Annotated in this window: 9 protein-coding genes; 3 read left to right on the forward strand and 6 right to left on the reverse strand. The window is 72.5% G+C overall.

Annotated features, from left to right (window positions below; genetic code table 11):
* Positions 1–157: 157 nt before the first annotated feature.
* On the reverse strand, positions 158–1174 hold the full coding sequence (locus tag ACWEVP_RS12880) for an NAD(P)H-dependent glycerol-3-phosphate dehydrogenase (RefSeq protein WP_452062716.1): 1017 nt from the start codon (positions 1172–1174) through the stop codon (positions 158–160).
* On the reverse strand, positions 1174–1893 hold the full coding sequence (locus ACWEVP_RS12885) for a lysophospholipid acyltransferase family protein (protein ID WP_452062717.1): 720 nt from the start codon (positions 1891–1893) through the stop codon (positions 1174–1176). Before ACWEVP_RS12885 ends, ACWEVP_RS12880 begins: the two co-directional genes overlap by 1 nt.
* A 983-nt stretch (positions 1894–2876) precedes the next feature.
* On the opposite strand from ACWEVP_RS12885, the gene cofC reads away from it, so the two are divergent.
* The 3 genes from cofC to ACWEVP_RS12900 are packed head-to-tail and all read left to right on the forward strand — an operon-like array spanning position 2877 to position 6850.
* Positions 2877–3488 (forward strand): 2-phospho-L-lactate guanylyltransferase, encoded by a 612-nt coding sequence (gene cofC, locus ACWEVP_RS12890; protein WP_452062718.1) that lies wholly within the window; start codon positions 2877–2879, stop codon positions 3486–3488.
* A 42-nt stretch (positions 3489–3530) separates the two neighbouring features.
* Positions 3531–5900 (forward strand): RNA degradosome polyphosphate kinase, encoded by a 2370-nt coding sequence (locus ACWEVP_RS12895; RefSeq protein WP_452062719.1) that lies wholly within the window; start codon positions 3531–3533, stop codon positions 5898–5900.
* Positions 5897–6850: an NUDIX hydrolase gene (locus tag ACWEVP_RS12900; RefSeq protein WP_452062720.1), complete on the forward strand. Its 954-nt coding sequence runs from the start codon at positions 5897–5899 to the stop codon at positions 6848–6850. The genes ACWEVP_RS12895 and ACWEVP_RS12900 overlap by 4 nt, the downstream gene beginning before the upstream one ends.
* Positions 6851–6927: 77 nt before the next feature.
* Here the strand turns inward: ACWEVP_RS12900 and ACWEVP_RS12905 are convergent, their stop codons facing one another.
* The 4 genes from ACWEVP_RS12905 to leuC all read right to left on the reverse strand — a co-directional run bounded on the left by ACWEVP_RS12905 (position 6928) and on the right by leuC (position 13153).
* Positions 6928–9639, reverse strand: a complete 2712-nt coding sequence (locus ACWEVP_RS12905) for a BTAD domain-containing putative transcriptional regulator (protein WP_452062721.1) — start codon at positions 9637–9639, stop codon at positions 6928–6930.
* Positions 9640–10194: 555 nt separating this feature from the next.
* Positions 10195–10866, reverse strand: coding sequence for an HU family DNA-binding protein (locus ACWEVP_RS12910; RefSeq protein ID WP_452062722.1), 672 nt, complete (start codon positions 10864–10866; stop codon positions 10195–10197).
* A gap of 229 nt (positions 10867–11095) precedes the next feature.
* Entirely contained in the window at positions 11096–11698 is a 603-nt protein-coding gene (leuD, locus tag ACWEVP_RS12915; protein ID WP_452062723.1) for a 3-isopropylmalate dehydratase small subunit, read from the reverse strand.
* A 21-nt stretch (positions 11699–11719) separates the two neighbouring features.
* Entirely contained in the window at positions 11720–13153 is a 1434-nt protein-coding gene (gene leuC / locus ACWEVP_RS12920; protein ID WP_452062724.1) for a 3-isopropylmalate dehydratase large subunit, read from the reverse strand.
* Positions 13154–13174 lie beyond the last annotated feature (21 nt).

A 13174-nucleotide genomic window follows, 5' to 3' on the forward strand; every position in this document is an offset into this window, starting at 1 on the left:
GGCGGGGGTCACCGACAGCAGCGACACGCGCACGTGACGGCGCGCAGGTACGACGTACCCCGCAGCTCGATCAGTCCGTGCGCCATCATGCGACCAGCGTCGCAGGCTTCCCGTAACCGGTCAAGACGTCTCAGCAACCGGGAAGAAGGACCGCTTCTCAGGACCATTCGTGCTTCTGCGACCGGCCCAGCAGCTCCGCGCCCGCCTGCCGCGGGTCGACGCCCTCGTGGCAGACGCGGTGCATCGCGTCGGTGATCGGCATGTCGACACCGAGGCTCTGCGCCAGCGCCCGGATCGACGAGCACGACATGACTCCCTCGGCGACCTGCCCGCCGGCCGCCGCCTGCGCCTGTTCGAGGGTCTCGCCCCGGCCGAGGCGCTCGCCGAAGGTCCGGTTGCGCGAAAGCGGCGACGAGCAGGTCGCGACCAGGTCGCCGACGCCGGCGAGCCCGGCGAACGTCAGCGGGTCGGCACCCAGCTTCGCGCCGAGCCGGGCCATCTCGGCCAGGCCGCGCGTGATGAGCGTCGCCATCGTGTTCGTGCCGAGGCCCAGGCCCGCGGCCATCCCGGTGCTGAGCGCGATGACGTTCTTGCACGCGCCGCCGAGCTCGCAGCCGACGACGTCGGTGTTGGTGTACGGGCGGAAGTAGGAGTTGGCGCAGGCGCGCTGGATCGCGACGGCGCGTTCGTGGTCGGCGCAGGCGAGCACCGAAGCGGACGGCTGCCCGGCGGCGATCTCCTTGGCCAGGTTCGGCCCGGTGACGACGACGACCTCGTTCGGATCGATCCCGACGATCTCGCCGATCACCTCGCTCATCCGCTTGAGCGTGCCGAGCTCGACGCCCTTGGCGAGGCTCACGAGGACGGCGTCCGGCGGCAGCAGCGGGCGCCATTCCGAGAGGTTCGCGCGCAGGCTCTGGCTGGGGACGGCCAGCACGACCGCTTGGGCGCCTTCGAGAGCCTTCGCCGGGTCGCTGGTCGCGGTGATGTTCTCCGGCAGGCCGACGCCGGGCAGGTAGGCGCTGTTGACGTGCCGTTCCCGGATGTCCTCGGCGACCTGCTCGCGGCGCGCCCACATCGTGACGTCGCGGCCGGCGTCGCCGAGCACCTTCGCGAAGGCGGTGCCCCAGGAGCCGGCCCCGAGGACGGTGACCCGCTGGACGTCGGCGCGCATCAGGCGGGTTCCCCCGGCTTCGCCGACGGCGGTTCTTCGTGGCGGATCTCGCCGAGCAGGCGGGTCACCTCGTCCATCATGACCTTGGTGACCTCGCGCAGCTTCGAGGCGCTGCGGGTGTTGCCGCCGCGGTAGGCGGACAGGTCGATCGGGTCGCCGACGGAGTGGGTGATCGTCTTGCGCGGGAAGGGGGTGAACTTCTTCGTGTAGCCGTTGAAGATCTGGCTGGTGCCCCACCGCGCGATGGGGATGACGGGGACGTCGTTCTGCAGCGCGAGCCGGGCGGCGCCGGTGAAGGACTCCTTCGGCCAGCCGGCGGGGTCCTTGGTGATGGTGCCCTCGGGGTAGATGACGACGATCTTGCCTTCTTCGAGGGCCTGGTGGGCGGCCTTGAGGCTGTCCCCGGCGGCGGCGGACCCCCGCGAGACGGGGATCTGCCCGGACCCTCCGACGATCGGGCCGAGGACCGGCGCGCGCAGCAGGCTCTCCTTGAAGAGGAACCGCGGAACCCGCTTCTGCCGGTGCACGAAGACGGCGTCGACGGCGGGGTCCAGGTGCGAGATGTGGTTCATGACGAGCAGCGCGGGGCCCTGCCGGGGGATCTTCTCGGCCCCGACGTAGACCCGCCGGGCAATGCCGGTGAGCGGGTAGAACAGTGCGGCGGCCAGCCCTACCCAGAAGCCGCCCTTCTCACGCCGGGCCACGATCTCCTCCTCCACGTCAACTCCCCCAGATCCTGCCGCGCCGGGGTGAGGGCAGTCCAGGGAGGGTGCGCTTGACCGGTGATCGAGGTGGTCGGCGGGGGATCCGGGGGCCGGTGAGTGGCTTCGGGTCAGCGGGTCGGGCTGGCCGGGTTCGGACTCGGCTCCGCCCGGTTCGTCCGCTCAGGTCCGGGCCCGGCTCGGCCCGGGTTCGGCGCTGCGGTTCCGGCTCGGTTCGGTCCTGGCCCAGGCTCGACGCGACAGGGTTCTGCCGCCCCGATCCAGGCTCGACCGCGCTCGACCAGGTGGGGTTTGGCCTGCCCGCGCCCGAGCCCGACCCGGCAGACTCCGGTTGCCCCGCCCAAGCTCGACCGCGCTCGGCCCGGCCGGGGTTGGCCCGCCCCGCCCGAGCCCGACCCGGCAGAGCCCGGTCGCCCCACCCAAGCTCGACCGCGCACGACCCGCCGGGGTTGGCCCGCCCCACCCGCGCCAGAGCCCGACCCGGCAGAGCCCTGTGGCCCCACCCAGGCTCGGCCGGGTCCGGGTTCGGCTAGCCTTCGCCCAGACTCGGCCCACTCTCGCCCGGCCCACCCGGCGCGAGTTTGAATCCGGAGCACGAACTCGCCGACAATGCCGCCGGCCGAACCCCTCCTCCCGCCTCGGCACCCGGCCCCGACCGCAGGCCCGGCCGGTTTTCCACGTCCCCACCAACCAGAGCCCACCCCGCCGCCAGGGCCCCGGCAAAGTCGGCATTCTGGTTCGCCGAAGGCAAGCCCACCCTCCCCCGACCAGCAGGCCCAGCCGGTTTTCCACACCCCCCACCCCCACCACCAGAGCCCACCCTCCCTGGGGGCCACCCCGTCTCGAGCGTATCGACCCCCACCGACCGGAAACCCCCACCGACCGCCCCCACCCCCGGACTTGTCCACAACACCCGTCACCTGTGGACAACCGCCCCCTCCCGCCCACCCCCGCCCCCGGTTTCGGGTAAAGATGGACACGTGGACGTGGACCTGGTCGTGCCGATGAAACACCCCCGCGACGGCAAGTCGCGGCTGCGTGGTGCCGTCGCGCCCGCCCTGCACCCCGGGCTCGTCCTCGCCCTCGCCGCCGACACCCTCGCCGCCGTCACCTCGACCGCGCGGGTCCGGCGGGTGCTGCTCGTCGCCGCCGATCCCGGAGCCGTCGCCGAACTGGCCCAGCTCGGGGTCGAGATCGTCGCCGAGCCTCCCGAGAAGACCCTCAACGCCGCCTTCCGACACGGCGCCGACCTGCTCCGGCAAGACGATCCGCACGCCGTCGTCGGCGCGCTCCAGGCCGATCTCCCCGCACTGCGCGCCATCGACCTGACCGGCGCGATCGCCGAAAGCGACAACCGCAGGGCCTTCGTCGCCGACCGCCAGGGCACCGGCACCACCCTCCTGCTGTCCGCCCCCGGCGCCCCCCTCGACCCGCGTTTCGGCGCCGGCTCGGCCCGGCACCACGAAGCCTCCGGAGCGGTCCCGCTCCGGGGAGAGCTCCCCACCCTGCGCAGCGACGTCGACACCGCCGAAGACCTCGCCCACGTCAAAAGCCTGGGTGTCGGGAAACACACAGCAGAGCTGTTCACCTGACCTTCACCGCGGTCTGCGCAATTCCCCGTGGCTTGGTGAAGAATGGGGTCCGTGAGCACAGACGACGGCGGCACGCCCGCACCGCGGAGGCGACGGAACCCGGCCAGTGGATCTTCGGAGACGGCGAAGAAGACCAGCGCCGCCAAACCCGCCGCGGCGAAGAAGGTCCCGTCGAAGTCCACCGCGCGCGACACCGCGGCCCGTGCCACCGCCGGCAAGCCGAGGCCCCGCAAGACGACCGCCGCGGCCGCCACCCCGGCGACGACGCGCCGCCGGGCGGCCGAGCGCCCGGCCGAGGAGTTCCGCGCCGTCCCGTCCGCGCCGCCCGCCGTCACCGCCGCGCCCACCGCCGTCGAGACGCTGCCGGACGACCGGTACTTCAACCGCGAGCTCTCCTGGCAGGACTTCAACGCCCGCGTCCTCGCGCTGGCCGAGGACGAGTCGCAGCCGCTGCTCGAGCGGACGAAGTTCCTCGCCATCTTCGCGTCCAATCTGGACGAGTTCTACATGGTCCGCGTCGCCGGCCTGAAGCGCCGCGACGAGACCGGCCTCCTGGTGCGCAGCGCCGACGGCCTCACCCCGCGCGAGCAGCTGGACTACATCTCCAAGCGCAACCAGGACCTGGTCGAGCGGCAGACCGGCGCGTTCGAGAAGAACCTGCGCCCGCAGCTGGCCGAGCACGACATCCGGATCGTCGGCTGGGCCGACCTCGCCGGCGCCGACCAGCTCCGGCTGTCCAGCTACTTCTCCGAGCAGATCTTCCCGGTGCTGACGCCGCTGGCCGTCGACCCGGCGCACCCGTTCCCCTACATCTCCGGCCTTTCGCTCAACCTCGCCGTGACGGTCCGCGACCCGGAGGGCGGCACCGAGCGCTTCGCGCGCGTGAAGGTGCCGAGCAACGTGCCGCGCCTGATGCGCGTCGAGACCGAACGCACGAGCCGGACCGCGACCTTCCTGCCCCTCGAAGAGCTCATCGCCGCGCACCTCGGCGAGCTGTTCACCGGCATGGACGTCACCGAGCACCACGTCTTCCGCGTCACCCGCAACGCCGACTTCGAGGTCGACGAAGACCGGGACGAAGACCTCCTGCAGGCCCTCGAGCGCGAGCTGGCGCAGCGCCGGTTCGGCCCGCCGGTGCGGCTCGAGGTCGCGCAGGACATGAGCGAGCACATGCTCGAGCTGCTGCTGCGCGAGCTGGACGTCGACCCGGCCGACGTCGTCGAGGTGCCGGGCCTGCTCGACCTGACCTGCCTGCACCAGCTGTCCGGAGTGGACCGCAAGGAGCTGAAGGACCGGCCGTTCGTCCCGGCGACGCACCCGGCGTTCGGCGAGCGCGAGACGCCGAAGAGCGTCTTCGCGACGCTGCGCGAGGGTGACGTGCTGGTGCACCACCCGTACGACTCGTTCTCCACCAGCGTGCAGCGGTTCATCGAGCAGGCGGCGGCCGACTCGAAGGTCCTCGCGATCAAGCAGACGCTGTACCGGACGTCCGGCGACTCGCCGATCGTCGACGCCCTGATCGACGCCGCCGAGGCGGGCAAGCAGGTCGTCGCGCTGGTCGAGATCAAGGCGCGCTTCGACGAGCAGGCCAACATCACGTGGGCGCGGACGCTGGAGCGCGCGGGCGTGCACGTCGTGTACGGCCTGGTCGGGCTGAAGACGCACTGCAAGGTGTCGATGGTCGTGCGCCAGGAGGGCTCGACGATCCGGCGCTACTGCCACATCGGCACCGGCAACTACAACCCGAAGACCGCGCGGCTGTACGAAGACCTCGGGCTGCTGACGGCCGACCCGAGCATCGGCGCGGACATCACCGACCTGTTCAACGTCCTGACCGGCTACTCCCGGCAGGACACCTACCGGACGATCCTGACCTCGCCGCACGGGATCCGCCGCGGCATCGTGCGCGCGATCGGCGAAGAGATCGAGCTGGCCAGGGCCGGGCAGCAGGCCGGGATCCGGATCAAGTGCAACTCGCTGGTCGACGAGCAGGTGATCGACGCGCTGTACCACGCGTCGCAGGCCGGCGTGCCGGTCGACGTCGTCGTCCGCGGGATCTGCGCGCTCAAGCCGGGTGTCGAAGGCCTGTCGGAGAACATCCACGTCCGGTCGATCCTGGGCCGGTTCCTGGAGCACTCGCGGGTCTTCCACTTCCGCGCGGGCGGGACGCACTGGATCGGCAGCGCGGACATGATGCACCGGAACCTCGACCGGCGGATCGAGGCGCTGGTGCGCGTCAAGGACCCGAAGCTGACGCGGCAGCTCGACGACATCTTCGACTCGGCGCTCGACCCGGCGACGCGGTGCTGGGTGCTGACGGCGAGCGGCGAGTGGTCGCCGTTCCCGGCGGACGGCTCGCGGGTGCGCGACCACCAGCTGGAGCTGGCGAAGCTGCACGGGGCCGCCGGATGACCCACGCAGTACGGGCGGCCGGCGCGGTGCTGTGGCGCGTCGCCGGCGGGACGACGGAAGTCGCCCTGGTCCACCGCCCGCGGTACGACGACTGGTCGCTGCCGAAGGGAAAGCTCGATCCGGGCGAGACGATCGCCGAGGCCGCCGTGCGCGAAGTGCGCGAGGAGACGGGGTTCGACGCGGTCCTGGGCCGCTACCTGGTTCGGACCTCGTACCCGGTGCCGGCGCGCGACGGCGACGGTACGGTCCCGAAGACGGTCGACTACTTCGCCGCCGAAGCCGTGTCCGGGGAGTTCGCGGCGAACGACGAGGTCGACGAGCTGCGCTGGCTCGACCCGACGGCGGCGGAGAAACTGCTGACGCGACCGGAAGACGTGCGGGTGCTGCGCGCTTTCTGCGAACTACCGGTGGGCCTGACGACGCTGGTGCTGGTGCGCCACGCGAAGGCGGGCAAGCGGGACGAGTGGACCGGCGACGACGACCTCCGGCCGTTGTCGGAGGCGGGGCTGCGGCAGGCGTCGGCGCTGCGGCGGGTGCTGCGGTTGTTCGGCCCGGACCGGGTGCTTTCGGCGCCGCGGCTGCGGTGCGTGCAGACGGTGCACGGGGTCGCCGAAGACGTCGGCGCCGAGGTGCGCCACGAGCCGCTGCTGTCGGAAGAGGGGTACTGGCCGGACCCGGTGCTGGGCGTCGCGCGCCTGCTGGCGCTGGCGGGCGACGGCGGGACCCCGGTGGTGTGCAGCCAGGGCGGCGTCATCCCGGACCTGGTCAGCGCGCTGGCCGACCGCGACGGCGTGGAGCTGCCCGCCGCGCGCGGCGGGGTGGTGCCGAGCAAGAAGGGCTCGTTCTGGGTCCTGTCGTTCCGCCCGCCGACGGCGGACGAGGGGCCGGTCCTCGTCGCGGCCGACTACCACCCGAGCGCGCTGCCGACCCCCTCCCCCAGCCACCGCTGAGGCGCCGCTGTCACGCGACAGCGTCGTGACAGTCGATCTTGGTGTACTGGTACCGGGTCCCGCTGGGCTGCGCCGGGCTAGGGGTACGGCGCATCCCGGGCCGGGGGCCCCTCCGCCGGCACCGTCGCCAGCAGGGCCTGGATCTCCGGGACACGGGGATCGCCGAGGCGCTGGCTGACGTTCAGCGCCTCGGCCCAGTGCTGCCTCGCCTCCTCGCTCCGCCCCGTGCGGAGCTTGAGCCGGCCGAGGGTGATCCGGACGTCGATGGTGCCGTAGTCGGCGTTCAGCTCCTTCAGCTCGGCGAGCGCTTCCAAGCCCGCTTTCTCCGCTTCGTCGTGGCGTCCGGCCCCTTCGAGCGCTTCGGCGACGTTCCCCAGGGCCAGCGCCGCGTGGTAGCGGTCGCCCAGCCCCTCGAAGGCTTCGTGCGCCGCCTGGGCCGCTTCGGCGGCGTTGTCGTAGTTGCGCAGGCCGATGCGGCTGGCGCTCACGTTGAGCAAGGCGTGGGGCACGAACGTCCGCTGGCCGTGGTCGCGGGCGAGCCGGACCGCCTGCAGCGCGTGGCGCTCGGCCTCGGCGTACTCGGCCCGCACGTAGTACGCGCCGGCCAGGTTGGACAGGATCGCCACGGCCAGCGCGGTCCCGTCGCCCGTCTCGGACGCCGCGCGGGCCTCCTCCAGGGCTTCGAGCGCCTTGTCGGGCTGCAGGGTGCGCAGGTACGCCGAGCCGAGGTTGTTGGCGCTGTACTGCAGGCCCGTGTTGTCGTCGGCGGCGCGGGTGGCGGTCACGGCCGTGCGAGCCGTCGTGATCCAGTCGTCGCGGTCGTGGCGTTCGGCGAAGAACCCGCGCAGCAGCCAGGCGAGCTTCCACGCGTGGGCGGTGAAGCCGTTTTCGGCGGCGATGCCGACGAGCGCGGTGAGCGCCGCACGCTCGGTCGTGTACCAGGAGATCGTCTGTTCGTGCTGGGTGAACGGGACGGCGGGCAGCGGCGGGGCGTCGAGCGCGATGTCGTCGGTGAGCAGGTCGGGGCGCACGAGCTTGGTCGCTTCGGCGACGGTCGCGAGGTACCAGTCGAGGAGCCGGCGCAGCGCCGCCGCGCGTTCGGCCGCGCTCGACTCGGTTTCGACGAGCTCGGCGGCGTAGACGCGCAGCAGGTCGTGGAACTGGTACCGGTCGGTGCCGGGCTGGTTGAGCAGGTGGGCGGCGGCGAGCTGGTCGGCGAGCTCGCGGGCTTCGCGCAGGTCCGCGCCGGCGAGCGCGGCGGCCGAGGACAGGCTGAAGCCGTGGCCGGGGTGCAGGCCGAGCAGCCGGAAGAAGCGCGCGGCGGCCGGGCGCAACGCCTTGTAGGACCACGAGAACGCGGCACGCAGGTCCGTGCCGGCGTCCTGCGGGTCGCGCAGGGTGTCCAGGCGCAGCCGCTGGTCGCGCAGCTCTTCGACGATCCCCGCGAGCGAGACGCCGGAGAATCGCGACGCGCGTTCCCCGGCCAGCGCCAGCGCCAGCGGGAGCCGGCCGCACAGCTGGACGAGCTCGGCGACGGCGTCCGGTTCGGCGGCCAGGCGCTGCGGCCCGACGCTGCCGGCGAGCAGGGCGGTGGCGTCGACGTCGTCGAAGGAGCGCAACGCGATCCGGCGGGCGCCGTCGCGGGCGACGAGGCCGCGCAGCTGGTTGCGGCTGGTCACGACGACGAGGTTGTCCGGGCCGGGCAGCAGCGGCCGGACCTGGTCGGCGTCGCGGGCGTTGTCGAGCAGCATGAGCGTGCGGCTGCCGGCGAGGCGGCTGCGCAGGAGCGCGGAGCGTTCCTCCACTGTGGAAGGCAGGGTTTCGGGCGGGACGCCGAGGGCGCGCAGGAACCCGGCCAGTGCGGCGCCGGGCGTGACCGGCGTGCCGGCGGAGTGCCCGCGCAGGTCGAGGAACAGCTGGCCACCGGCGAAGCGGTCGCGGACGCGGTGCGACCAGTGCACGGCCAGCGACGTCTTCCCGACCCCGGCCGTGCCTTCGATGACGACGATGCCGGACGCGCCGCCGGGCGGGAGCCGGTCGAGTTCGGCGAGTTCGGGGCCGCGGCCGGTGAAGCCGGCGACGTCGAAGGGCAGCTGGCGCGGGACCGTGTGCACGGCGGGTTCGCTGTCGGCGGCGAGCAGTTCGGCGTGCAGGCGGCGCAGGTCCTCACCCGGTTCGACGCCGAGTTCGTCGGCCAGCAGGGCCCGCAGCCCGGCGTAGCGGGAGAGCGCCTCGGCGCGGCGGCCGGACCGGGCGAGGACGCGCACCAGCCGTTCCCACAACGATTCCCGCAGCGGGTGCTGGGCGACGAGGTCGGTGAGTTCGGCGACGAGCCGGGCGTCGGGGACGAGCCCGGTGTCGAGGTCGATGCGCTGCTCGACGGCGAAGAGGTACCGCTCGGTCAGCAGCGGGCCCCATTCGGCGGCGAGCACGGGGGACCCGACGCCTTCGAGGGGTGTGCCGCCCCAGGCGGCGAGCGCGGCGGTGAGCAGGGCGCGGCGACGGGTGGGTTCGGTGGCGGCGGCGGCCTGGTCGAGGGTGCGGAGGAAGCGCAGGGCGTCCACCCGGGACGGGTCGACGACCAGCCGGTACCCGTCCGGTTCGGTGACGACGGTGTCTTCGCCGCACAGCCGGCGCAGGCGCATGACGTAGGTCTGGAGGCTGCCGCGGATGTGCGCGGGCGGCGCTTCGCCCCACACACCGCGCGCGAGGGCGTCGATCGTCACCAGGCGCCCCGCGGAGAGGGCGAGCGTCGCGAGCAGCGCGCGCTGCCGGGAGCTGGTCAGCACGACCGGCGAACCGCCGACGAGCGCCTGGAACGGGCCGAGCAGCCGGATGTCGATGGTGGTCGCCCCCAGGTTCGCGCGCGCCGCGGGACACCGCCGGACGCGGACCCCGAGGAACGCAGCGTGGCATCACTCGGCCGGGCGCTCAAGCAACTTTGCGAAATTGGGCGGAACCGGTTGCGGGGCCGGCGGGTGCTCCGAGCGGGTGGTGCACGAATCCCGTTCGGACGGCCGATCTTGGCAGTGGGTGACTTCCGGTTCGTGGTCTCGGAGAACGGCTTGCACCGCAACGCCAACCGGCGCACCCGGAACGGCCGCGTTCGCACTCCGCCCGTGACCGGCGCACCGGAACGGCCGGGCTCGCACGCCGGCTCACCGATTCGCGAGCCCACGGGACCCCGGCGGATCGCTTCTCCCCCGCCAAGCCCGCGAAACACGGCAGGGCCCTGCGCACGGGATGCGCAGGGCCCTGCCGTGAATGTCCTACGCCCAGCGGGGGTCACCCCCTGGGGGACCCCCGTTTTCACGTTACCGCAGGGGTCCGACAGTTTCGGGTGGTCAGCTCTTCTTCGCCGCCGTGGTGCGCCGGGCCGGGGCCTTCGCCGCCGTCGTCCGCCGGGTCGTCGTGGACTTCGCCGCCGTCGTCTTGGCCGCCGTCGTCTTCGCCGCCGCCTTCGGGGCCGCGGCCGCCTTCGGAGCCGCCGCCTTCGTCGTGGCCGCCTTGGCCGCGGTCGCCTTCGGAGCCGCCTTCGCGCGGGACGTGGTCGCCTTCGCGGCCGTCGCGCGCGTGGTCGTCGCCGGCTTCGCCGCCGTCGCGCGGGTCCGGGTCGTCGTCGCGCGCGTGGTCGCCGGCTTGGCCGCCGCCGCGCGCGTGGACGTCGTCGCCCGGGAAGACGTGGTGGCGCGGGAAGACGCCGCCGCGCGCTTCACCGGCGTGGCCTTCGGCAGCTTCTTCGCGCCGGAGATGACGTCCTTGAACGTGGTTCCGGCGCGGAACGCCGGCACGTTGGTCTTCTTGACCCGCACGGCTTCACCGGTACGCGGGTTGCGCGCGGTACGAGCGGCGCGGGCACGCTTCTCGAACACCCCGAAGCCGGTGATGTTGACCTTTTCGCCCTTGTTGACCGTCCGGATGATGATGTCGACCAGACCGTCGACCGCCTCGGAAGCGGCCTTCTTGTCGCCCAGGCGCTCAGTCAGCGCCTCGATCAGCTGGGCCTTGTTGGCCATTCCAGTCCTCCAAGAAGGAAGTACTCGTCCACGGCCGCGTCGGGCCGACTAGCGACACGGTATTACCAAGGCAGCACAAATTCCAAACGGCACGCGGAATCTTTCCCTTGCCCCGGGGCGGGTTCCGCCTCGCGGGAGATCCCCGCGAGGGCCGTTCGGCGTGGTGTCGCAGTCAACCGAAAAGGGGGCGGGATCCCTTACCTCACAAGGGATTCCGCCCCCGACAACCTTACGAAGCGGGGACCGGGGTGGTCGTCGGCTTCCAGGACGGGCGGGCCGTCTCGAACGCGTCGATCTCACCGGCATGGCGCAACGTGAGAGCGATGTCGTCGAGGCCTTCCAGCAGCCGCCAGCGGACGTAGTCGTCGATCTGGAAGGGGGCGGTGAAGTCCTTGGCCCGCACGGTCTTGGTCTCGAGGTCGACCGTGACCTCGGTGCCCGGCTCGTTCTCCAGCAGCTTCCAGAGCAGCTCGACGTCGTGCTGCTCGCACTGGGCGGCCACCAGGCCGCCCTTGCCGGAGTTGCCCCGGAAGATGTCGGCGAACCGGGCGGAGATGACGACCCGGAAGCCGTAGTCCATCAGCGCCCAGACGGCGTGCTCGCGGGAGGAGCCGGTGCCGAAGTCCGGCCCCGCGACCAGCACGCTGCCCCGCGAAAACGGCTCTTGGTTGAGGATGAACTCCTGGTCACCGCGCCAGGCGGCGAACAGGCCGTCCTCGAACCCGGTCCGGGTCACCCGCTTGAGGTAGACCGCCGGGATGATCTGGTCGGTGTCCACGTTGGACCGGCGCAGCGGGACGCCGATGCCGGTGTGCTGGGTGAACGGTTCCATGTCGGTAGCTCCTCGGGTGGGTCAGCGGGCGGCGGTCAGCAGGTCTTCCGGCGACGACAGCGTGCCCCGCACGGCCGTGGCGGCGGCCACGAGCGGCGAGACCAGGTGCGTCCGGCCGCCCTTGCCCTGCCGGCCCTCGAAGTTGCGGTTCGACGTCGACGCGCTGCGCTCGCCCGGCTTCAGCTGGTCCGGGTTCATGCCGAGGCACATCGAGCAGCCCGCCTGGCGCCACTCGGCGCCGGCCGCGGTGAAGACCTCGTCGAGGCCCTCCTCTTCGGCCGCCTTGCGGACCCGCATGGAGCCGGGAACCACCAGCATCCGGACCGAGTCCGCCACTTTCCGACCGCGCAGCACCTCGGCCGCGGCCCGCAGGTCCTCGATCCGGCCGTTGGTGCAGGAGCCGAGGAAGACGGTGTCGACGGCGATCTCGCGCAGCGGCGTGCCGGGCTTCAGGTCCATGTAGGACAGGGCTTTTTCAGCGGCGATGCGGTCGTTCTCGTCCGGGATCTGCTCCGGGTCGGGCACGTCGGCGCCCAGCGGGAGACCCTGGCCGGGGTTGGTGCCCCAGGTCACGAACGGCGTGAGCTCGTTCGCGTCGAGGTGCACCTCGGCGTCGAACTCGGCGCCGTCGTCGGTGCGCAGCTGCCGCCAGTTCTCCACCGCGGCGTCCCAGTCGGCGCCCCGCGGCGCGTGCGGACGGCCCTTCAGGTAGGCGAACGTCGTCTCGTCCGGCGCGATCATCCCGGCGCGGGCGCCGGCCTCGATCGACATGTTGCAGACGGTCATCCGCGCCTCCATCGAGAGCGACTCGATGGCCTGGCCGCGGTACTCCAGGACGTAGCCCTGCCCGCCGCCGGTGCCGATCTTCGCGATCACCGCGAGGATGATGTCCTTCGCCGTGACGCCGGGCCGCAGCTGCCCGTCGACGGTGATCGCCATCGTCTTGAAGGGACGCAGCGGCAGCGTCTGCGTGGCGAGCACGTGCTCGACCTCGGAGGTGCCGATGCCGAAGGCGATGGCGCCGAACGCGCCGTGCGTGGAGGTGTGGCTGTCGCCGCAGACCACGGTCATCCCGGGCTGCGTCAGGCCGAGCTGCGGGCCGATGACGTGCACGATGCCCTGCTCGGCGTCACCCATCGGGTGCAGCCGGACCCCGAACTCCTTGCAGTTGCGGCGAAGGGTGTCGACCTGGGTGCGCGAGACCGGATCGGCGATGGGGAGCTCGATGTCGACGGTCGGGACGTTGTGGTCCTCGGTCGCGATGGTCAGGTCGGGGCGGCGCACCGGCCGCCCGGCCAGGCGGAGGCCGTCGAAGGCCTGCGGGCTGGTCACTTCGTGCAGCAGGTGGAGGTCGATGTAGAGCAGGTCCGGCTCGGCGCCTTCACCTCGGCGCACGAGGTGGCTTTCCCACACCTTCTCCGCCAGCGTGCGGGCCTTGCCGGTCGGGCTGGTCATCTCCGGCTCCTTCCACGGTTC

The organism is Amycolatopsis sp. NPDC003865, from assembly GCF_053605345.1.

Coding starts and splice junctions, on each gene's coding strand:
- ACWEVP_RS12910 (WP_452062722.1), bottom strand. CDS start 10,866: ATGGCCAACAAGGCCCAGCTGATCGAGGCGCTGACTGAGCGCCTGGGC.
- leuC (WP_452062724.1), bottom strand. CDS start 13,153: ATGACCAGCCCGACCGGCAAGGCCCGCACGCTGGCGGAGAAGGTGTGG.
- leuD (WP_452062723.1), bottom strand. CDS start 11,698: ATGGAACCGTTCACCCAGCACACCGGCATCGGCGTCCCGCTGCGCCGG.
- ACWEVP_RS12900 (WP_452062720.1), top strand. CDS start 5,897: ATGACCCACGCAGTACGGGCGGCCGGCGCGGTGCTGTGGCGCGTCGCC.
- ACWEVP_RS12895 (WP_452062719.1), top strand. CDS start 3,531: ATGGGGTCCGTGAGCACAGACGACGGCGGCACGCCCGCACCGCGGAGG.
- ACWEVP_RS12880 (WP_452062716.1), bottom strand. CDS start 1,174: ATGCGCGCCGACGTCCAGCGGGTCACCGTCCTCGGGGCCGGCTCCTGG.